The sequence below is a fragment of the Streptomyces klenkii genome (assembly GCF_003626645.1).
Lineage (GTDB): Bacteria > Actinomycetota > Actinomycetes > Streptomycetales > Streptomycetaceae > Streptomyces > Streptomyces klenkii.
In genome coordinates, this window is sequence record NZ_RBAM01000002.1 from 582,623 (window position 1) to 603,283 (window position 20,661).

Annotated in this window: 16 protein-coding genes; 11 read left to right on the forward strand and 5 right to left on the reverse strand. The window is 72.7% G+C overall.

Annotated features, from left to right (window positions below):
* Nucleotides 1–17: 17 nt before the first annotated feature.
* Together D7231_RS05970 and D7231_RS05975 are read right to left on the reverse strand one after the other, a co-directional pair.
* Complete coding sequence (locus tag D7231_RS05970) at nucleotides 18–1,190, reverse strand: PQQ-dependent sugar dehydrogenase (RefSeq protein ID WP_120753856.1); 1,173 nt, start codon at nucleotides 1,188–1,190, stop codon at nucleotides 18–20.
* 241 nt (nucleotides 1,191–1,431) lie between these two features.
* Nucleotides 1,432–2,424: an aldo/keto reductase gene (locus D7231_RS05975; protein WP_120753857.1), complete on the reverse strand. Its 993-nt coding sequence runs from the start codon at nucleotides 2,422–2,424 to the stop codon at nucleotides 1,432–1,434.
* A 74-nt stretch (nucleotides 2,425–2,498) separates the two neighbouring features.
* Between D7231_RS05975 and D7231_RS05980 the strand changes: the two genes are divergently transcribed.
* The 7 genes from D7231_RS05980 to D7231_RS06010 all read left to right on the forward strand — a co-directional run bounded on the left by D7231_RS05980 (nucleotide 2,499) and on the right by D7231_RS06010 (nucleotide 13,376).
* On the forward strand, nucleotides 2,499–3,461 hold the full coding sequence (locus D7231_RS05980; protein WP_120753858.1) for a 2-hydroxyacid dehydrogenase: 963 nt from the start codon (nucleotides 2,499–2,501) through the stop codon (nucleotides 3,459–3,461).
* 322 nt (nucleotides 3,462–3,783) lie between these two features.
* On the forward strand, nucleotides 3,784–6,672 hold the full coding sequence (locus tag D7231_RS05985) for a putative bifunctional diguanylate cyclase/phosphodiesterase (RefSeq protein WP_120753859.1): 2,889 nt from the start codon (nucleotides 3,784–3,786) through the stop codon (nucleotides 6,670–6,672).
* Between the two features lie 221 nt (nucleotides 6,673–6,893).
* Nucleotides 6,894–8,768, forward strand: a complete 1,875-nt coding sequence (locus D7231_RS05990; protein WP_120753860.1) for an acetolactate synthase large subunit — start codon at nucleotides 6,894–6,896, stop codon at nucleotides 8,766–8,768.
* A 36-nt stretch (nucleotides 8,769–8,804) separates the two neighbouring features.
* Nucleotides 8,805–9,329: an acetolactate synthase small subunit gene (ilvN, locus tag D7231_RS05995; RefSeq protein WP_030368133.1), complete on the forward strand. Its 525-nt coding sequence runs from the start codon at nucleotides 8,805–8,807 to the stop codon at nucleotides 9,327–9,329.
* 149 nt (nucleotides 9,330–9,478) lie between these two features.
* On the forward strand, nucleotides 9,479–10,480 hold the full coding sequence (gene ilvC / locus D7231_RS06000; RefSeq protein ID WP_120753861.1) for a ketol-acid reductoisomerase: 1,002 nt from the start codon (nucleotides 9,479–9,481) through the stop codon (nucleotides 10,478–10,480).
* Between the two features lie 292 nt (nucleotides 10,481–10,772).
* A complete protein-coding gene (gene serA / locus D7231_RS06005; RefSeq protein ID WP_120753862.1) occupies nucleotides 10,773–12,377 on the forward strand; it encodes a phosphoglycerate dehydrogenase in 1,605 nt (534 codons plus the stop codon).
* 171 nt (nucleotides 12,378–12,548) lie between these two features.
* Nucleotides 12,549–13,376, forward strand: a complete 828-nt coding sequence (locus D7231_RS06010) for a GntR family transcriptional regulator (protein WP_120753863.1) — start codon at nucleotides 12,549–12,551, stop codon at nucleotides 13,374–13,376.
* 417 nt (nucleotides 13,377–13,793) lie between these two features.
* Here D7231_RS06010 and D7231_RS06015 read toward each other — a convergent pair whose 3' ends face one another.
* Nucleotides 13,794–15,317, reverse strand: a complete 1,524-nt coding sequence (locus D7231_RS06015) for an MFS transporter (protein WP_120753864.1) — start codon at nucleotides 15,315–15,317, stop codon at nucleotides 13,794–13,796.
* 126 nt (nucleotides 15,318–15,443) lie between these two features.
* On the opposite strand from D7231_RS06015, the gene D7231_RS06020 reads away from it, so the two are divergent.
* Nucleotides 15,444–16,049 (forward strand): TetR/AcrR family transcriptional regulator, encoded by a 606-nt coding sequence (locus D7231_RS06020; protein WP_120754019.1) that lies wholly within the window; start codon nucleotides 15,444–15,446, stop codon nucleotides 16,047–16,049.
* Between the two features lie 34 nt (nucleotides 16,050–16,083).
* On the opposite strand, the gene D7231_RS06025 is transcribed toward D7231_RS06020, so the two are convergent.
* Nucleotides 16,084–16,710 carry a TetR/AcrR family transcriptional regulator gene (locus D7231_RS06025; protein ID WP_120753865.1) on the reverse strand — a complete coding sequence of 209 codons (627 nt, stop codon included), beginning with the start codon at nucleotides 16,708–16,710 and terminating at the stop codon, nucleotides 16,084–16,086.
* Nucleotides 16,711–16,841: 131 nt separating this feature from the next.
* Between D7231_RS06025 and D7231_RS06030 the strand changes: the two genes are divergently transcribed.
* The 3 genes from D7231_RS06030 (at nucleotide 16,842) to D7231_RS06040 (ending at nucleotide 19,354) form a co-directional block, all read left to right on the forward strand.
* Complete coding sequence (locus D7231_RS06030) at nucleotides 16,842–17,720, forward strand: NAD(P)-dependent oxidoreductase (protein WP_199739319.1); 879 nt, start codon at nucleotides 16,842–16,844, stop codon at nucleotides 17,718–17,720.
* Between the two features lie 186 nt (nucleotides 17,721–17,906).
* On the forward strand, nucleotides 17,907–19,121 hold the full coding sequence (locus tag D7231_RS06035) for a cytochrome P450 (RefSeq protein WP_120753866.1): 1,215 nt from the start codon (nucleotides 17,907–17,909) through the stop codon (nucleotides 19,119–19,121).
* A gap of 29 nt (nucleotides 19,122–19,150) precedes the next feature.
* Nucleotides 19,151–19,354 (forward strand): ferredoxin, encoded by a 204-nt coding sequence (locus D7231_RS06040; RefSeq protein WP_120753867.1) that lies wholly within the window; start codon nucleotides 19,151–19,153, stop codon nucleotides 19,352–19,354.
* A 33-nt stretch (nucleotides 19,355–19,387) separates the two neighbouring features.
* Here D7231_RS06040 and D7231_RS06045 read toward each other — a convergent pair whose 3' ends face one another.
* A complete protein-coding gene (locus D7231_RS06045; RefSeq protein WP_120753868.1) occupies nucleotides 19,388–20,617 on the reverse strand; it encodes a PucR family transcriptional regulator in 1,230 nt (409 codons plus the stop codon).
* Nucleotides 20,618–20,661: the final 44 nt, after the last annotated feature.

Genomic DNA, 20,661 nt, shown 5'->3' on the forward strand with positions numbered 1-20,661 from the left:
GGATCGCCCCCGGTGCCTCAGCTCACCTCCAGGCGCAGGATGCGGTCGTCCTCCGCGCCCGGCTTCCCACGCCCGTCGGTGTTGCTCGTCGTCAGCCACAGCCCGCCGTCGTCCGTGGCGAGCACCGTGCGCAGCCGCCCGTACTCGCCCTTGAGGAACGCCTGCGGGGCGGCCACCGGCCTCGTGCCGTCCAGCGGGATCCGCCACAGGCGCTCGCCGCGCAGCCCCGCCATCCACAGCGAGCCCTTGGCGTACGCGAGGCCGCTGGGGGAGGCGTCGGAGGTCTTCCACTGCTCGACGGGGTCCGTGTAGCCGGACCGGCCCGCCTTGCCCTCGACGACGGGCCAGCCGTAGTTGCCGCCCGGCCGGATCAGGTTGAGCTCGTCCCAGGTGTCCTGGCCGAACTCCGAGGCCCACAGGCGCCCGCCCGCGTCCCACGCCAGGCCCTGCACGTTGCGGTGGCCGGAGGAGTAGACCACCGAGTCCGCCTCGGGGTTGCCGTACGCGGGGCGCCCGTCCGGCGTCATGCGCAGGATCTTCCCCCCGAGCGACTTCCGGTCCTGGGCGGGGTCGCGCTGCCCGGCCTCGCCCGTGCCGGCGTAGAGCATCCGGTCCGGGCCGAAGGCGAGGCGCCCGCCGTTGTGGATCGTGCCCTTGGGGATGCCCCGGAGCACCGTGTCGGGCGCGCCCAGCCGCTGCCCCGCCGGCTTGCCCTCGTCGTAGCGCAGGCGCGCGATGCGGTTGTCCGAGTCGGTGGTGAAGTACGCGTACACCAGCCGGTCCGTGGCGAAGTCGGGCGAGACCGCGAGGCCCAGAAGGCCGCCCTCGCCGCCCTTGACGACGCCGGGCACCTCGCCGACCTCGGCCTGCGCGCCGTCCTTGGCGGCCACCCGGACGATCTTCCCCGTGTCGCGGGAGCCGACCAGCAGATCACCGCCGGGCAGCGCGGCGACGCCCCACGGCGTGCCGAGTTTCGTGGTGAGCGTCCGGACGACCTTGACCGAACCCGTGGCCGGCGCGGGGGAGGCCTGCGGCGCGCCCGAAGAGGCCCCGGCGCCGGGCGACTTGGCCGACGACCCTTGCCGTGGGCCCTCCCCGGGGAAGCCGTCCTCGCTGGAACAGCCGGCGAGCGCCAGGAGCGTGGCGGCGACCAGCGCGGCGGCGCCGGTACGGGCAGTACGTCGTCGCACGGTGCGGTTCCTCTCGCGGGGCGCGGCCTTGGCTATCGGCACTGTGCCATACGGGTGCCGCGGCGGCGGCCCCAAGACCGTGGCCGCGCAACTTCATGCCGCCGCCACGGCGGGAAACCACCGCGGCGAGAGCCCGGCGGAATGCGCGCCGCGCGCAACCCGTACGCCCGCAAGGGCCGGCCGGGCCGGCGGCGCGCACCGTGCGCAACCCGTACGCCCGCAGGGAACCGCCGGAAGGACCTCAGTACCACGACCCCAGCGCCCGCGGCAGCCCCGCGATTTCCGCGAAGTCCTCCGGTGTGAGCCGCAGCCGCGAGGCTGCGGCGTTCTGCACCGCCCACACCGGCTTCTTCGTGCCCGGCACGGGTATGACGTGCCGGCCCTGGGCCAGCACCCACGCCAGGGCGACCTGCGCGGCCGTCGCGTCGTGGCGCAGCGCGACCCGCCGCAGCCCCGCCACGATCGGCTGGTTGGCGGCCATCATCTCCGCGGTGAAGCGCGGGTGGCGGGCCCGCAGGTCCTCCGGTTCGAAGCCCTGCCCGGGCGTCAGCGTGCCGCTGAGGAAACCGTTCCCCAGGGGCATGGCGGCCAGCAGGCCGACCCCGCGGGAGGCGCACCACGGCACCAGCGCATCGAGCGCGTCCCTGGACCACACCGACAACTCCGCCTGCACACAGCTCACCGGGAACACCTGCTGCACCCGTTCGAGCTGCCCTATCGTCGCGTCGTACAGCCCGGCGCGCGACCTGCGGCGCGTACGGGCGCCGATCGCGCACCAGCCGAGCGCCCGCACCTTGCCCGCGGAGACCAGCTCCGCCATCGCCCCCCAGGTCTCCTCGACCGGCACTTCGGGGTCCGGCCGGTGCAGCTGGTAGACGTCGATGACGTCGGTCTGGAGCCGGCGCAGGGAGGCGTCGCACGCGCGCTTGACGTACCCCGGGCGGCCGTTGGCGACGACGTGGCTGTCGCCCACCAGCAGCCCGCACTTGGTCGACACGAACGCTTCGGACCGCCTCTCCCGCAGCACCCGGCCCACCAGCAACTCGTTGGTGAACGGCCCGTACATGTCGGCGGTGTCCAGCAGGGACGTTCCTGCATCGAGCGCCGCGTGCACCGTGCGCAGCGCGGTCTCCCCGCTCTGCTGGGAGGCGGTGTATCCCCAGTGCATGGGCATGCACCCCAGGCCGATCGCGCCCGCTTCGAGCGCCGTCGCACCGATATTCCTGCGCTCCACCGGCCGTACCCCTCCCGTTCCTCGCCCCCAAAGCTAACCTCTGCCGCCCCGGCCCGATCGCATAGCCTCCAGGCATGAGTGCAGATGACAGCGGTTCCGCCCGCCCCCTGGTCTGGCTGCCCTTCCCCGCCGAGCGGATCGAGGGGCTGCCGGACACCCTCGACTACGCCTTCTGGGACGGCGGTCCGGACTACCCCACCGACCCGGCGCGCTGCGACTTCTACGCCGTCCCCTACGTCACCGACCCCGAGCCGTGCACCCGGCCGCTGGCCGCCATGACGCGCGTACGGGTCGTGCAGGCGCTCACCGCGGGCGTGGACCACCTGCTGCCCGCCGTGGAACACCTGCCGAAGGGCGCCGTGCTGTGCAACGCCCGCGGGCTGCACGACGCGAGCACCGCCGAGCTGGCCCTGGCCCTCACGCTGGCCTCGCTGCGCGACATCCCCGGCTTCGTGCGCGCGCAGGACGCGGGGGAGTGGCGGCAGGGCTTCCGGCCGGCGCTGGCCGACAAGTCGGTGCTCATTGTGGGTTACGGTTCGATCGGCAGCGCCATCGAGGACCGGCTCGCGCCCTTCGAGTGCGCGCGGGTCACACGCGTCGCGCGCTCCGCGCGGGAGGCCGCGCGCGGTCCCGTGCACCCGATCGCCGCCCTGCCCGGCTTGCTCCCCGACGCCGACGTGGTGGTGCTCGCCGCACCGCTGACCGAGGAGACCCGCGGGCTCGTCAACGCCGGTTTCCTGGCGAGGATGAAGGACGGCGCGCTGCTGGTGAACGTCGCGCGCGGTCCCATCGTGGACACCAAGGCCCTTCTGGCCGAACTGGACGCAGGTCGGCTGCGTGCCGCCCTGGACGTCACGGACCCCGAACCGCTGCCGCCGGGCCACCCGCTGTGGAGCGCTCCGGGGGTGCTCATCACCCCCCATGTGGGTGGCCCCTCTTCGGCCTTCCTACCGCGCGCCGAGCGGCTGCTCCGCGATCAGCTGACCAGATTCGCTCTGGACGCCCCACTGCAAAATGTCGTAGTCGCCGCCCGCTAGTTACCACGTAGAGGTACCGTTCGACTGCACTCAGTGTCCATAACCCCGTGGCTGATTACGCTATGTATATGAGCTATGTCCCTGAGTGACGAGTCTGGTGTATCGTCCGGACGGGGGCTGCGGCGTGCACGGGAACTGCCGCAGCGAGGACCGGAACTCGAGGGGGGCGACGGGCGATGCACGGCCAATGGACGATCAACCCGACGCGGCTCACGCACCGACCACGACCGCGCGGTGCCCGGCACCGCGCATCTCGCCCGCACCGCGCGGCGGCTCTGCTCCTGCGGCGTCCACGGCTCCCGCTGCTGCGGACGGCGGCGCGGTGAGCGCCCCAGGAGCGGCCCTGACCCGCCCGTCCGGCGGCTCGGGCCCGGTCTCCCAGCTCCTCCTGGCCGTCGTCTGCGGCGGCTATGCCACCGGCGCGGCCTTCGGCTGGGGATCGAGCGAGCTCGCCTCCGCCATGGGCGACTTCGGCCTCGGCGGGGCCGCCGTGCTCGCCGCCGTCTCCTGCTTCTGGTACGGGCGCACGCACCGCACGCGGTTCCGCCTCGCGTGGTTCCTCTTCGCGGCGTCCTCCGCCATGGCAGGCCTGGGCAACGTTGTCTGGGGCTGGTACGAGGTCGTCCTCGACGCCCGCGTCCCGACGCCCTCCGTCGCCGACTTCTGCTTCCTGCTCTTCGCGCCGCCGGCCATCATCGGCCTGCTGGTCCTCGCCCGCCGCCCCGTCACCCGGGCCGGCTGGGTGTGCCTGGCCCTCGACGCCTGGCTCACCGGCGGCTCGCTGCTCACGCTCTCCTGGAGCCTGGCGCTCGCGCACACCGCCCACTTCGAGGGCGAGAGCGTCGCCCACGCCGCGCTCTCCCTGGCCTATCCGCTGCTGGACATCGCCCTGGTGTCCATGGTGCTGGCGCTGCACTTCCGGCGCTCCACGGCCAACCGCTCGGCCATCAACACCGCCATCGCGGCCCTCGCCCTGACGGTCCTGTGCGACGCCCTGTTCACCTCACCGCTCCTGCGCTCGCACTACCGCTCGGGCCAGATCCTCGACGCAGGCTGGTTCGCGGGCTACATGCTCATGGCGTACGCCCCCTGGGTCGCCCGCGAGGAGGGTGACGAGGCCCCGGCCCGGCACCCGCACCACCCCAGCCGCCCCATCGCCGGCTCCCTCGCGGCCCTCACGCCGTACCTGGCCGCCGCGGTGTGCACCCTGGGCATCCTCTACAACGTCCTGGACGGCCACCAGGTCGACAAAGTCGTCCTGTTCACCGGCTGCACGGTCGTCCTGGCCCTGGTCATCCGCCAGGGCATCATGCTGCTGGACAACATCTCCCTCACCCAGGAACTGGCCCAGAAGGAGAACCACTTCCGCTCCCTCGTCCAGGGCTCCAGCGACGTCATCATGATCGCCGCGCCCACGGGCATACTGCGCTACGTCAGCCCGGCCGCCGCCGGGGTCTACGGCCGCGAGGCCGAGGACCTCGTCGGCTCCGAACTGGCCTCGCTGATCCACCCGGAGGACCTCGGCAGAGTCGTCCACGAGGTGCGCCGCTTCCTCGCCGCGCCGCCCGCCGAGGAGCCCACCACCCGCATCGAATGCCGCTTCCGCTCGGGCGGCGGCGAGTGGCTCAACGTGGAGTCCACCGTCAACCGCCACCACGGCGGCCTGATCTTCAACAGCCGCGACGTCACCGAGCGCGTCCGCCTGCAAGCCCAGCTCCAGCACACCGCCGAGCACGACCCGCTCACCGACCTGCCCAACCGCGCCCTGTTCACCAAGCGCGTCCAGCAGGCCCTCACCGGCCGCAGAGCGACCGACGCGGGCACCGCCGTGCTCTTCATCGATCTCGACGGCTTCAAGGCGGTGAACGACAGCGTCGGCCACCAAGCGGGCGACGAGCTGCTCGTCCAGGCGGCCCGTCGCCTCCAGGACTCCGTCCGCGCGGGGGACTCCACGGCCCGCTTCGGAGGCGACGAGTTCGCGGCGCTCATCATCGGCGACGGCACCCGCGACCCGGCCGCCCGCGAGTACCGCATCCACGAGATCGCCGACCGGCTGCGGGTCACCCTCTCCCAGCCCTACCGCGTGGAAGGAGGCACCGAGGTCCGCGTCGCCGCCAGCATCGGCGTGGCCTTCGCCGAGCCCGGCATCACCCCGGGCGAGCTGATGCGCAACGCCGACCTCGCGATGTACCGCGCCAAGCAGGCCGGCAAGGGCCGCGTCGAGCTCTACGCACCGCAGATGCAGGCCGACGTGGTCCGCCGCGCCGAGCTCGCCACCCGGCTGCGCACCGCCTTGCACGAAGGCGAGTTCGCCCTGCTCCACCAGCCCGTCGTGGACCTGGGCACGGGCATGGTCACCGCGGTCGCCGCACAGCCCCGCTGGCGCTCCGCCCAGGGAATACTGTTCACCCCTGCGGAGTATCTCCGCGTGGCCGAGAACGACCGGGGGGACGAGGCCGCCCGCATCGCCGAGCTCGGCCGCTGGACGGTGGAGAAGGCCGTCGAGCAGGCCGCCCAGCGCTGCCGCGCGGGCCACGCCGTCCCGGTGTACGTCCGGCTGTCCGCCGCCCGGCTGATGGACAGGTCGCTGCCCGCCAAGAACCTGGAGGGGCTGCTGATCCGGCACGGGCTGCCCTCCGGGGCGCTCGTCCTGGAGCTGTCCGGAAGCGACCCCCGGGTGCCGCTCGACGAGCTGGAGCGGCGGCTCGCCGCCCTCCGCCGGATGGGCGTGCGCATCGCCCTCGACGGCTTCGGCAGCGGCTATGCCGCGATCAGCGCCCTGCGCCGGCTGCCCATCGACACCCTCAAGCTCGACCGGGGGCTGGTCGACGGCGTCGTGGAGTCCGCCCGGCTGCACAAGATCACCGCCGGGCTGCTGAGGATCGCCACCGACCTGGGCATGCAGTCCGTGGCGGACGGCGTCGACGTCCCCGAGCAGGCGCTCGCCCTGCGCGCCATGGGCTGCACCCACGCGGTGGGCGCCGCCTTCTCCGGCCCGCTCGACGAGCACCGGCTGCGGCACGCGCTGGGCCTCGGGGCGTATCCCGTGCCGAGCCCGTCCGTGGATGGCGCAAATGCATGGGCCTGTGGCGGCGCTCTGCCCGCAGGGGCAGTACCGTCCGGTACGCGATCGGGGTCCGCGGGGGGCGCCGGATCGCTGGCCCATGCTCCATTGCGCTCAAATAATGAGACGCCCGTCCCACCCACTTGACACTCCGCTGGTGGCGGGTGGAGGGTCGGTCCCATGCGCACCCGAATTCTCGTACTTGGACAGCGCGTCGGATGAAGCAGGCCCTCCACAAGCCCTGCTGACCACACCGGCGCGCTCCCCTCGCTTGCCTCACGGCACGAGGGGTTTTTTGTTGCACTAGAACGTGACAGACCCACCCAAACCGACCTCCGCGAACCACCGTCGAATCCTTCGAGAAGAGAATGTCGATGACCGAGCAGGCCACCGGAGCCCACCATCCGCAGCCGCGGGCCCGTAGCGCGGCGCAGCAGCCCGCCACCGTCGAGCACGTCACGGGCGCGCAGTCCCTCATCCGCTCGCTGGAGGAGGTCGGGGCGGAGATCGTGTTCGGGATCCCGGGCGGAGCGATCCTCCCCGCCTACGACCCGATGATGGACTCCTCGAAGGTGCGCCACGTCCTCGTCCGCCACGAGCAGGGCGCGGGCCACGCCGCCACTGGATACGCCCAGGCCACCGGCAAGGTCGGGGTCTGCATGGCCACCTCCGGCCCCGGCGCCACCAACCTCGTCACGCCCATCGCCGACGCCCACATGGACTCCGTCCCGCTCGTCGCCATCACCGGCCAGGTCGCCTCCAAGTCGATCGGCACGGACGCCTTCCAGGAGGCGGACATCTGCGGCATCACCATGCCGATCACCAAGCACAACTGGCTGGTCACCGACCCCGCCGAGATCCCCCGCACCATCGCCGAGGCCTTTCACGTCGCCTCCACCGGCCGCCCCGGCCCCGTCCTCGTGGACATCGCCAAGGACGCCCTCCAGGCGCAGACCACCTTCACCTGGCCGCCGCACACCGACCTGCCCGGCTACCGCCCGGTGACCAAGCCGCACTCCAAGCAGATCCGCGAGGCCGCCAAGCTGATCAGCCAGGCCGCCCGCCCCGTGCTCTACGTCGGCGGCGGCGTCCTCAAGGCCCGCGCCACCGCCGAGCTGAAGGTCCTCGCCGAGCTGACCGGCGCCCCCGTCACCACCACCCTGATGGCCCTGGGCGCCTTCCCCGACAGCCACCCCCAGCACCTGGGCATGCCCGGCATGCACGGCTCGGTCGCCGCCGTCACCGCGCTCCAGAAGTCCGACCTGATCGTCGCCCTCGGCGCCCGCTTCGACGACCGCGTCACCGGCAAGCTGGACTCCTTCGCCCCGTACGCCAAGGTCGTCCACGCCGACATCGACCCCGCCGAGATCGGCAAGAACCGCGCCGCCGACGTGCCGATCGTCGGCGACGCCCGCGAGGTCATCGCCGACCTGATCGTCGCCCTCCAGGCCGAGCTCGCCGAGGGCCGCAGCGGCGAGGCCGCCCGCGAGCGCTACGCCGCCTGGTGGCAGGACCTCGACCGCTGGCGCGACACCTACCCGCTCGGCTACGACCAGCCCGCCGACGGCAGCCTCGCCCCCCAGCAGGTCATCCAGCGCATCGGGCAGCTCGCCCCGAAGGACACCATCTACGCCGCCGGCGTCGGCCAGCACCAGATGTGGGCCGCGCACTTCATCGGCTACGAGCAGCCCGCCACCTGGCTCAACTCCGGCGGCGCCGGGACGATGGGCTACGCGGTGCCCGCCGCGATGGGCGCCAAGGCCGGCCTGCCCGACCGCACCGTCTGGGCCATCGACGGCGACGGCTGCTTCCAGATGACCAATCAGGAACTGGTCACCTGCGCCCTCAACAACATCCCCGTCAAGATCGCCATCATCAACAACGGTGCCCTGGGCATGGTCCGCCAGTGGCAGACCCTGTTCTACAACCAGCGCTACTCCAACACCGTGCTCCACTCGGGCCCGGAGGCGGACGGCACCGAGGCCTGCGCCGGCACCCGCGTCCCGGACTTCGTCAAGCTGTCGGAGGCCATGGGCTGCGTGGGCCTGCGCTGCGAGCGCCCGGAGGACCTGGACGCCGTCATCCAGCAGGCCAACGCCATCAACGACCGGCCGGTCGTCGTCGACTTCATCGTCCACCAGGACGCCATGGTCTGGCCGATGGTCGCCGCCGGCACCTCCAACGACGAGATCCTCGCCGCGCGCGGAGTCCGCCCGGACTTCGGCGACAGCGTGGACGACTGAGGGACCGCGAGAAGCGAGAAGAGAGAGAACGAGCAGATGACCAAGCACACGCTCTCCGTCCTGGTGGAGAACACCCCCGGCATCCTCACCCGGATCGCCGCCCTGTTCGCCCGCCGCGGCTTCAACATCGACTCCCTCGCCGTCGGCGTGACCGAGCACCCGGACATCTCCCGCATCACCATCGTCGTCAACGTCGAGTCGCTGCCGCTGGAGCAGGTCACCAAGCAGCTCAACAAGCTCGTCAACGTGCTGAAGATCGTCGAGCTGGAGGACAGCCAGGCGATCCACCGCGAGCTCGTCCTGGTGAAGGTCCGCGCCGACAACGAGACCCGCTCGCAGATCGTCGAGATCGTCCAGCTGTTCCGCGCCAAGACCGTCGACGTCTCCCCGGAGGCCGTCACCATCGAGGCCACCGGCGGCAGCGACAAGCTCGGCGCCATGCTCAAGATGCTGGAGCCGTTCGGCATCAAGGAGCTCGTGCAGTCCGGGACGATCGCCATAGGGCGCGGCGCGCGGTCCATCACGGACCGCAGCCTGCGCGCGCTGGACCGCTCGGCCTGACCGGCCGCCTGACGGCCCTTCCGTCCCGATCGGCCGGATCCGGCCGGAATCAGTTCATCCGTATACCGAGACCTGAAATCTTTTCCCCGCCCGCCCGTCATACGGTGGGACGCACCACCGGACAACCGGAAACAAGGAGATACCCCAACGTGGCTGCCGAGCTCTTCTACGACAACGACGCCGACCTGTCCATCATCCAGGGCCGCAAGGTCGCGGTCCTCGGCTACGGCAGCCAGGGCCACGCCCACGCGCTGTCCCTGCGCGACTCGGGCGTCGACGTCCGCGTGGGCCTGCACGAGGGCTCCAAGTCCAAGCAGAAGGCCGAGGAGCAGGGGCTGCGCGTCGTCACCCCCGCCGAGGCCGCGGCCGAGGCCGACCTCATCATGATCCTCGTCCCGGACCCGATCCAGGCCAAGGTCTACGAGGAGTCCGTCAAGGAGCACCTCAAGGACGGCGACGCGCTGTTCTTCGGCCACGGCTTCAACATCCGCTTCGGCTTCATCAAGCCCCCGGCCGGCGTCGACGTCTGCATGGTCGCCCCCAAGGGCCCGGGCCACCTCGTGCGCCGCCAGTACGAGGAGGGCCGCGGCGTCCCGTGCATCGCGGCCGTCGAGCAGGACGCCTCCGGCAGCGCCTTCCAGCTCGCCCTCTCCTACGCCAAGGCCATCGGCGGCACCCGCGCCGGCGTCATCAAGACCACCTTCACCGAGGAGACCGAGACCGACCTCTTCGGCGAGCAGGCCGTCCTGTGCGGCGGTGCCTCGGCGCTGGTGAAGGCCGGCTTCGAGACGCTGGTCGAGGCCGGCTACCAGCCGGAGATCGCGTACTTCGAGTGCCTCCACGAGCTCAAGCTCATCGTGGACCTCATGTACGAGGGCGGCCTGGAGAAGATGCGCTGGTCGATCTCCGAGACCGCCGAGTGGGGCGACTACGTCACCGGCCCGCGCATCGTCAACGACGGCACCAAGGCCGAGATGAAGAAGGTCCTCGGCGAGATCCAGGACGGCACCTTCGCCAACAACTGGATGAAGGAGTACCAGGCCGGCCTGCCCAAGTACAACGAGTACAAGAAGGCCGACGAGGACCACCTGCTGGAGACCACGGGCAAGAAGCTGCGCAAGCTGATGAGCTGGATGGACGACAAGGCGTAACCGCCTCCTCCAAGGAGTGGCCGGCAGGACGGCCGGCTCCTTCGTCCCCGGGCGCCGGGCGGGCCGTCACCAGGCCCGCCCGGCGCCCGCGCGCCCCCTCGCCCCGTTCCGCCCGGCCCCGCCCGGTGATTGCGGGCGAAGCTCGCGCGAGCCCGCGACGAGCGCCGATACACTGCACACCAACAAGCGCGTACCAGGCTCACAGCGTCGTGCGTCTTCCACGCGGCTGCCTGCCCCCTTCACCGCCTTCGGCCGTCGGGACGGCCGTCCGCCAAGGACCAGTGAGGAACCCGTGAGCACTGCTTCGCCCCGTAAACCCGTCGTCCTGATCGCCGAGGAGCTCTCCCCGGCCACCGTCGACGCCCTCGGCCCCGACTTCGAGATCCGCCACTGCAACGGCGCCGACCGGGCGGAGCTCCTGCCCGCCGTCGCCGACGTCGACGCCATCCTGGTCCGCAGCGCCACCAAGGTCGACGCCGAGGCCATCGCCGCCGCCGGCAAGCTGCGCGTCGTCGCCCGCGCCGGCGTCGGCCTGGACAACGTGGACGTCTCCGCCGCCACCAAGGCCGGCGTGATGGTCGTCAACGCCCCGACCTCCAACATCGTCACCGCCGCCGAGCTCGCCTGCGGCCTGCTCATCGCCACCGCGCGCAACATCCCGCAGGCCAACTCCGCGCTGAAGAACGGCGAGTGGAAGCGCTCCAAGTACACCGGCGTCGAGCTCTCCGAGAAGACCCTCGGCGTCGTCGGCCTCGGCCGGATCGGCGTGCTCGTCGCCCAGCGGATGTCCGCCTTCGGCATGAAGGTCGTCGCCTACGACCCGTACGTCCAGCCCGCGCGCGCCGCCCAGATGGGCGTCAAGCTCCTCACGCTCGACGAGCTGCTGGAGGTCGCGGACTTCATCACCGTCCACCTGCCCAAGACGCCCGAGACGCTCGGCCTCATCGGCGACGAGGCCCTCCACAAGGTCAAGCCGAGCGTCCGCATCGTCAACGCCGCGCGCGGCGGCATCGTGGACGAGGCGGCGCTCGCCTCCGCCCTCAAGGAGGGCCGCGTCGCGGGCGCCGGCCTCGACGTCTACGCCTCGGAGCCGTGCACCGACTCCCCGCTCTTCGAGTTCGACAACGTGGTGGCCACCCCGCACCTCGGCGCCTCCACGGGCGAGGCCCAGGAGAAGGCCGGCATCGCCGTCGCCCGCTCCGTGCGGCTCGCCCTCGCCGGCGAGCTCGTGCCGGACGCGGTCAACGTCCAGGGCGGCGTCATCGCCGAGGACGTCAAGCCGGCCCTGCCGCTGGCCGAGAAGCTCGGCCGGATCTTCACGGCCCTGGCCGGCGAGGTCGCCGTCCGGCTCGACGTCGAGGTCTACGGCGAGCTCACCCAGTACGACGTCAAGGTCCTGGAGCTGTCCGCCCTCAAGGGCGTCTTCGAGGACGTCGTCGACGAGACGGTCTCCTACGTCAACGCCCCGCTGTTCGCGCAGGAGCGCGGCGTCGAGGTGCGGCTGACCACGAGCTCCGAGTCGACCGAGCACCGCAATGTGGTGACCGTGCGGGGCACGCTCGCCGGGGGCGACGAGGTCTCCATCTCGGGCACGCTGGCCGGCCCGAAGAACCAGCAGAAGATCGTCGCCGTGGGCGACCACGACGTGGACCTCGCGCTCGCCGACCACATGGCGTTCTTCCGCTACGGCGACCGCCCCGGCGTCGTCGGCACGCTCGGCCGCATCCTCGGCGAGGCCGGCATCAACATCGCCGGCATGCAGGTCTCCCGCGCCACGGAGGGCGGCGAGGCGCTCGTCGCCCTCACGGTCGACGAGTCGGTCCCGCCGACCGTGCTGGCGGAGATCGCCGAGGAGATCGGCGCGGCGTCGGCGCGCGCGGTGAACCTGACGGACTGACGCGTGTGCGCACCGGTTGGGTGCGCGCGGATGCGGATGAGGCCCGGCTGCCCCCCGTGCGGGGGGTGGCCGGGCCTCATGCGGTCGGGCCCCGTGCGGGCCTCATGCCGGGCCTCATGCGGGGCCTCATGCGCTTTCGCGGTGCCCCGTGGCTCTCTTAACCTTCCGGCTATGGGTGTACTGGAACAGCCCGCGGCCGCGGCGCCCGCCCCGTACCGCCGGATCGCCGCCGAGCTCCGCGCCCGTATCGCCTCCGGCGAGATCCGTACGGGCGAGAAGGTCCCCTCCGTCCGGCAGATCGCACAGGAGTGGGGGATCACGGCGTCCACGGCCGGGAAGGTGCTGTCGGTGCTCCGCGCGGAGGGCCTCGTGCGGGCCGTACCGGGCGTCGGCACCGTCGTGGCGGCCGCCCCGGGTGGTGCGCCCGGGGCCCGCACGGGGCCGCCGCCCGGCCGGGTGAACGGGACGCGCCCGCTCACCCGGGACCGCATCGTGCGGACCGCCGTCGCGCTGGCGGACGCCCGCGGCGGCGCCGCCTTGTCCATGCGCGCCCTCGCCGCCGAACTCCGCGTCCCCACCATGGCGTTGTACCGGCACGTGCCGGGCAAGGACGACCTCGTCGCCCTGATGGCGGACGCGGTCTTCGCCGAGGCCGGCCTCTCCGGCAGTGCCCCGGCCGGCTGGCGCGGCCGCCTGGAGGCGGTCGCCCGGCACCAGTGGTCCCTCTACCGGCGCCACCCCTGGCTGGCCAGGACCGTGCTCCCCGCGGCCGCCGCCGGCCTCATGGAATGGGCCGTGTCCCCGGCCCTCCGGCAGGGCCTGGAGCCGGGAGCGGTGCCCCGCATCGCGGCGACGGTCGCGAGCTACGTGCGCGGCGTAGCCGTAAGCCTGACCGACGGCCCCGCCACCCCCGACCTCGACCCCTTCTTCACCTTCGGCCTGGCCCGCCTGCTGGACGGCGTACACACGTACATAGAACAGCGCCCCGCGGAACCGTAACGGTGGTGCGGCCGGCGCTTGCATGGGGCCCGGGTCCCCACTGAAACGCCACAACGCCGGTGACCGGCGGCGCCGAGCCTCCCTGAGGCTGTTGGGCACCGCCGGTCTTCGCCGTTCGGGTTGCTCGCCGTCGCGGCGGAAGAAGTGTCACGGCGCCTCCGTTGAAGTCCTGGCCCCCTCTTCCCGCCGCAACGGCGAAACACCACAACGTCGGTGACCGGCGGTGCCGAGCTTCGCTGAGGCCGTTGGGCACCGCCGCCGGGGCGGGAGAAACGTCGCTGGCGCCTGCGTGGGGCCTGGGGCCCCGGCCCCTCTTCCCGCCGCAACGGCGAGATGCCACAACGTCGGTGACCGGCGGTGCCCAGCCTCCCCGAGGCTGTTCGGCACCGCCGGTCTTCGCCGCGTCGCGTCCGCTCGTCACCGGCGGCGTAGCGCCGCCACCGTGATCACCGCGGACAGGAGGAGCGCCGTCGCGCCGCCCACCGCGGCGATGTTCATGCCGTGCGTGAAGGCCTCGCGGGAGGCGGTGAGGACGTACTCGCCCGCCCGGCCCGGCAGCCGGGCCGCGACCTCCGCCGCGCCGCCGAGCGTCTCGCGGGCCGCGTCCAGCGCCCCGTGCGGCAGGTTCGCGGGGAGCTCGTCGGTCATGTCGCGGCGGTAGACGGCGACGCCCACGCTGCCGAACAGCGCCATGCCCAGCGCGCCGCCGAGCTCCTGGCCGGTCTCCAGCACGGAGGCCGCGCTGCCGGCCTTCTCGGGCGGGGTGGCGCTGAGCGCCATGTCGGAGACCAGGGCCATGACCGCGACGATGCCGCAGGCGATGACCGCCGCCCCCGTCAGCGTCAGGGCGAGGGAGTCCGTGCCGGCGCAGGTGAGGAGCCCGTAGCCGGCGGCGGCGACGACGAAACCGGCGGCCATGACGTACGCCTTGGGGAACTTCTGCCCGGCCATGGCGGCGAGCGGCGCCGCGAAGCCGACCGCGACCGAGGGGACCGCGCCCCACAGCGCCGCCTCGAGCGGGCCCTTGCCGAGCACCGACTGGAGGTACTGCGTGCTGAAGTACGCGGAGCCCATCATGCCGAACGTGGCGAGGGTGTTGATGCCGACGCCCGCCCCGAACACACGGTGCCGGAACAGCTCACGGCTGATCATCGCGTCCCGGCGCGTGCGCTGGCGCCGGACGAACGCGACGCCGAGGAGCAGGCCCACGGCCACGCACGCGGCGGGAGCGAGTGCGAACCCGTCGGCCGCGATCTCCTTGATCCCGTAGATGACGGGGACGACGGAACCCATGGACAGCGGCACGCTCAGGAAGTCGAAGCGGCCCGGGGCGGGGTCCTTGAACTCCGGGACGAGCAGCGGCACCAGCACCAGCAGCAGCACCATCGCGGGCACGTTGACGAGGAACGCCGAGCCCCACCAGAAGTGGTCCAGCAGCAGCCCGCCGAGGACCGAGCCGAGCGCGATGCCGCCCGCCATCGCCCCGGACCAGATGCCGATGGCCTTGCTGCGCTGCTGCTCGTCGTGGAACAGGTTGCGCACGAGCGCCATGGTCGAGGGCATCAGGGTGGCCCCGCCCAGACCCAGCACGGCGCGCGCGGCTATCAGCATCTCCGCGCTCTGCGCGTACGCGGCGGCGACCGACGCGGCGCCGAAGGCGAGCGCCCCGCCCAGCAGCAGCTTGCGGCGGCCGATCCGGTCGCCCAGCGACCCCATCGTGATCAGGAGACCGGCGAGGGCGAAGGCGTAGCTGTCGAAGATCCACAGCTGCTGGGTGCCGGTCGGCTCCAGGTCCCGGCTGATGGCCGGCATGGCGAAGAAGAGGACGGAGACGTCCATCGAGACCAGGAGGAGGGGCAGCAGGAGGACGACGAAGGCCGTCCATTCCTTGCGTCCCGCGAGGACGCGGGTGGTGGGCGGAGTCGCCGGAGTGGTCGTCATGGGCAGGACTGTACGCGCGTCTTAAACGGTTGTCTATGACGCTTGTATAAAACGAGCGTCATGTACGTACGTGCGTATGAGACGAGCGTCTGGGACATACGTATGGCTACGGGCTACGCTGCCACCATGGGACATCGCGAAGATCTGCTCGAAGGCGCCAAGCGCTGCCTGCTCGACAAGGGCTGGACCCGCACCACGGCGCGCGACATCGTGGCGGCCTCGGGGGCCAACCTCGCCTCCATCGGCTACCACTACGGTTCGAAGGACGCGCTCATGATGGAGGCGTTCCTCCAGCTGACCGTGGAGTGGGCCGACGGCGCGGCGCCCGTCATCGCCTCCGCCGCGGATCCGGACGCGCCGCGCGAGGAGCGCCTCGCCGCCACGCTCGACCGCGTGTCCGCGAGCTTCGCGAACGACCGCGCGTACTGGTCGGTGCAGATGGAGGTGATCGGCCAGCTGGTGAAGAACGCCGAGCTCAGGGAGAAGTTCGCCGCGGTGCAGTCCCACGGGCGCGAGGGCATGGTGGCGCTCTTCGAGGGCGTCGACGACAGTGAGGTCGGCCCCGAGGCGACCCGCACGGCGGGTGCCTTCTATCACGCCCTGTTCGTCGGGCTGTGGATGCAGTGGCTCATCGACCCCGCGGCGGCGCCGACCGGCAAGGAAATCGTCGAGGGTGCCCGGCGGGCGCTCGCGGGCACGGTGCTGAACGAGCAGGAGGGGACGGGCCGCTGACGGCGGCCCCCGCTGAGCCCGCCCCGCGCCGGGCTCAGCGGTAGGAGTCGATCAGGCGCGCCAGATGGCGCCCCGCGATCAGCAGGGGCTCCTCGTCCCGGGCGACCTGGGCCGTGAACTCGGCGCCCTCCAGCGTGTTGATCACCGTGTGCGCGAGCTCCAGGGCGTCCTGCGCGCCGAAGCCGCACGCGAGCAGCTTGTCGCGCACGAGGCCCCGCCAGCGCTCGAACGCCTCGGACGCCGCCAGCCGGATGTCCGGGGCGTGCGCGGCGGTCCCCAGGGACGTGGCCGTGACGGGACAGCCGTCCAGCCAGTCGGAGGCGCGGAGTTCGGCGGCGACGTCCTTCGCGACGGCGAGCACCGCCTCGGCCGGGTCGGGCCGGCTCTCCAGCGCCCTGCGGAGCATCTCGGCGAACTCCCGGTCGCCGTGCCGGATCGCCTCGGTGGCCAGCTCCTGCTTGCCGCCCGGGAAGAAGTGGTAGACCGACCCGAGCGTCGCCTCCGCCTCCCGGGAGATCTGCTTGATCCCCGTGCCCTCGTAGCCCTGACGCTGCATCAGCCGTGCGGTCGCGCGGACGATCCGCTCGCGCGTGCCGAGGCCGGCGCCGGGGCCTGTGGCTGTTCCGTCGCGCTGCTCCGACTGCTCCGGGGTGGTCTTCATCTTCCCGAGAATATAGGTAGAGCGTTCGTTCTAGAAGCGTGCTACGTTGATCCCGTCACTAGATAGAGCGTTCGTTCTAGAGGGGTGTGGATCTCGTGGTTCCCGCGAACAAGGCAGCGAACAACAAGGCAGTGAACGAGGCGGCGCACAAGGAGGCGGTGACCGTCATCGGCCTCGGCCCCATGGGGCAGGCCATGGCGGGGGCGTACCTCGACGCCGGCTACGAGGTGACGGTCTGGAACCGCACCGCGGCCAAGGCCGCCGCCCTCGTCGCACGGGGCGCGCGCCGCGCGGAGTCCGCCGAGGAGGCGCTGGCCGCGAACGAGCTGGTGATCCTCAGCCTGACCGACTACGACGCGGTGTACGCGATCCTGGAGCCCGCCGCGGGCGCTCTGCGCGGCCGGGTCCTGGTGAACCTGAGCTCGGACACCCCGGAGCGGGCCCGCGAGGCCGCCGCCTGGGCCGCCGGGCACGGGGCCGAACACCTCACGGGCGGCGTGCAGGTGCCGCCGTCCGGCATCGGCAAGCCGGAGTCGTCCACCTTCTACAGCGGCCCCAAGGAGGTCTTCGAGGCGCACGAGGCCGCGCTGAAGGTGCTCACCGGCGCCGACTACCGCGGCACCGACCCCGGCCTGGCCGCGCTGTACTACCAGATCCAGATGGACATGTTCTGGACCGCGATGCTCAGCTACGTGCACGCCACCGCGGTCGCCGGCGCGAACGGCATCACGGCGCAGGAGTTCCTGCCGTACGCGCAGTCCACGATGGCCTCGCTCCCGGGCTTCCTCGCGTTCTACGCCCCGCGCATCGACGCCGGCAACCACGAGGGCGACGTCGACAAGCTCGCCATGGGCGTCGCGAGCGTCGAGCACGTCCTCCACACGGCCGAGGGCTCGGGGGTCGGCACCGTCCTGCCCGCCGCCGTCCTGGAGGTCTTCCGGCGCGGCGTGGAGCGCGGACACGGGGGCGACAGCTTCACTCGCCTGCTGGACGTGTTCCGCGAGGGGTGAGCCGGCCGGGTGAGCCGGGGGACCGGGGGAAGTCGCGGCCAAGGTGCGGCCGTGTACAAGGTGCGATAGGTGTCGGGCGTTGTGGCGGAATATGGCCGGAATGCTCGTAGCCCGCAGCGTGAAACGGGCTTGGACTGGGTGAACCGGATGTAGAGGACAACAGTCCGAACGCCTGGAAGGAAGCACATGACCGACACCGGGACCCAGTCCACCAGCACTTCGGCCCCCTCCTTCCCCAGCAACCGCTCCTGCCCCTACCAGCCGCCCGCGGGCTACCAGGACCTGGCCGCCCGCGGCCCGCTGACGCACGTCACCCTGTACGACGGCCACGTGGTGTGGCTGGTGACCGGCCACGCCGAGGCCCGCGCTCTGCTCGCGACCCCCAGCGTCTCGTCCGACCGCCGGAATCCGGCCTTCCCCGTCATCGCCCCGCGCGCCGAGGACCAGGCGTCCGTGGTGCTCCCGCTGCTCGGCGTGGACGACCCCGAACACGCCCGCCAGCGCCGCATGCTGATCCCGCGTTTCACCGTCAAGCACGCCAACGCCCTGCGGCCCCGCATCCAGCTCGTCGTCGACGGCCTCATCGACACCATGCTCGCCAAGGGCAACAGCGCCGAACTCGTCTCCGCGTACTCCCTGCCCGTACCGTCCATGGTGATCTGTAACCTGCTGGGCGTCCCCTACGCCGACCACGACTACTTCGAGGGGTGCTCCCGGCGGCTGGTGAGCGCACCGACCTCCGCGGAGGCCGTCGCCGCGCGCGACGAACTGCGCGAGTACCTCCACCGCCTCGTGGCCCGCAAGGAGGCCGAGCCCGGCGAGGGGCTGCTGGACGAGCTCGTCGCGGAGCGCCTCGGCGACGGTCAGATCGACCGCGACGAACTGGTCATGACAGCGCTGCTGTTGCTCGTCGCCGGCCACGAGACCACGTCCAACATGATCGCGCTCGGCGTGTACACGCTCCTCGAACACCCCGAGCAGCTCGCGGCCCTGCGCGCCGACCCCTCCCTCATGCCCACCGCCGTGGAGGAGCTGATGCGCTTCCTGTCCATCGCCGACGGCCTCGTGCGGGTCGCCACGGAGGACATCGAGATCGCCGGGCACACCGTGCGCGCGGGCGACGGCATCATGATCAGCACTTCGCTCGTCAACCGCGATGCCGCCGTCTACCCCGGACCCGACGGCCTCGACGTCAGCCGCTCGGCCCGCCACCACGTCGCCTTCGGCTACGGCGTCCACCAGTGCCTGGGGCAGAACCTGGCCCGCGCGGAGATGGAGATCGCCCTCGGCACGCTCTTCACCCGTATCCCGGACCTGCACCTCGCCGTTGCTCCCGACGAGGTGCCCGTGAAGCCCGGTGACACCCTGCAAGGCGTCTTCGCCCTGCCCGTCGCCTGGTGACCGGCGACGACGACAGAACGGAACCCGCTATGAGTGCCCTCCGCGTCTCCATCGACTCCGACGTCTGCATCGGCTCCGGGCAGTGCGCCCTCACCGCGCCGTCCGTCTTCGACCAGGACGACGACGGCTTCGGCGTCGTGCGCTCCGGCCGCGAGGACGGCGCGGGCGACCCGCTGCTCAAGGAGGCCGCCCGGGCCTGCCCCGTACAGGCCATCACCGTGGAGGAGGCCTAGCAGTCGAGGAGGGCGGCGGCGCGGGGCGGGCCGCTACAGGCGGGACGCCTTCAGGGCCATGTGCAGGAGCAGCCGGCCCTCGCCCTCGTCCAGGTCCAGGCCGGTGAGCTGCTCCACGCGCGCCAGGCGGTAGTACAGCGTCTGCCGGTGGATGCCCAGGGCGGCGGCCGTGCGGCCCGCCTGGCCCGCGCAGTCGAGGAACACCTCCGCCGTGCGGGCCAGTTCCGCGTGGGCCGGGGCCAGCAGGGGGCGCACGGAGGTGTCCGCCGCGGCCCCGGCCGGCAGGGCGGCCAGCACGCGGTACGGGCCGATGTCACCCCACTCCGCCACCGGCCCCAGGCGCGGCTCCGCAGCCGCGGCGCGGGCCGCCGCCAGCGCCTCGCGCCAGGCCTCGGGCAGCTCCGCCAGGCCGCGGCGCGGGGCGGCCAGCCCGGCCGTGCCGCGCCGCGCGCCCGCCCCCGCGCGCGGGGAGCGCAGCAGCCGCTCCGCCGCCGCACGGGCCGGGGCGACCGCCGTCGCCGTCCGCAGCCGGACCAGCGCGGCCAGCGCCGCCGGCCCCTCCGGGTGAAGGTCCGGGACGGCGCACAGCGCGGCCACCCCCGACTGCCCCGCCAGCGCGGAGCCGACCCCGTCGGGCGCGCCCGGATCGCCCTCCCCGTGCTCGCCGTCGCCCAGCGCCCACGGCGCCACCGCGACCAGCCCCAGGGGTCCGTCCGCCGCCTGGCCCATCGCCTCCCGCAGCGCGGCGGCCGCGGCGTCGCGCCCCGCGGGCCGCCCCGCCAGGACCTCCCGCAGCAGCTCGCCCAGCTCCGCGCCGGCCCGCGCCTCGGCGGCCAGCAGCTCGCCGATCCGGGCCGCCGTCTCCATGGCCTGGGCCAGCCGCGGATCCGCGTACGGGACGGCCAGGTCCAGGCCCGCCAGCTGCTCGTCGTCCAGCAGCCACACGTAGCCGTGCACCACGCCGCGGTGGCGCACGGGCAGGCAGATGCGGCCCTTGAACACCCCCGCCGCCGGGTCCGGCGGGATCCGCAGCGGCGACTGCGCCCGCGCGATGCCGAACGCCTCGAACCACGCCCGGACGGCCGCCGTCGAGCGGCGCTGGAGGATCGAGCGGGTCCGCACCGGGTCCATCATCGCGTCGAGGTCGTCGTCGCCGCCGTGCGCGCCGAACGCGATCAGGACGAAGTCCCGGTCCTCCAGCGTCGCCGGGGCGCCGAGCGCCGCCGATATCTCGTCGACGAGGTGCTGATAGTCACCGCGCATGGCCCCGCCACGCTCCTTCCCCGCTCCGTGCGGGCCCGCCCGGT

Coding starts and splice junctions, on each gene's coding strand:
- D7231_RS06020 (WP_120754019.1), top strand. CDS start 15,444: ATGGGACATCGCGAAGATCTGCTCGAAGGCGCCAAGCGCTGCCTGCTC.
- D7231_RS05980 (WP_120753858.1), top strand. CDS start 2,499: ATGAGTGCAGATGACAGCGGTTCCGCCCGCCCCCTGGTCTGGCTGCCC.
- D7231_RS06010 (WP_120753863.1), top strand. CDS start 12,549: ATGGGTGTACTGGAACAGCCCGCGGCCGCGGCGCCCGCCCCGTACCGC.
- D7231_RS06015 (WP_120753864.1), bottom strand. CDS start 15,317: ATGACGACCACTCCGGCGACTCCGCCCACCACCCGCGTCCTCGCGGGA.
- ilvN (WP_030368133.1), top strand. CDS start 8,805: ATGACCAAGCACACGCTCTCCGTCCTGGTGGAGAACACCCCCGGCATC.
- D7231_RS06025 (WP_120753865.1), bottom strand. CDS start 16,710: ATGAAGACCACCCCGGAGCAGTCGGAGCAGCGCGACGGAACAGCCACA.
- D7231_RS05990 (WP_120753860.1), top strand. CDS start 6,894: ATGTCGATGACCGAGCAGGCCACCGGAGCCCACCATCCGCAGCCGCGG.
- D7231_RS06045 (WP_120753868.1), bottom strand. CDS start 20,617: ATGCGCGGTGACTATCAGCACCTCGTCGACGAGATATCGGCGGCGCTC.
- D7231_RS06040 (WP_120753867.1), top strand. CDS start 19,151: ATGAGTGCCCTCCGCGTCTCCATCGACTCCGACGTCTGCATCGGCTCC.
- D7231_RS06035 (WP_120753866.1), top strand. CDS start 17,907: ATGACCGACACCGGGACCCAGTCCACCAGCACTTCGGCCCCCTCCTTC.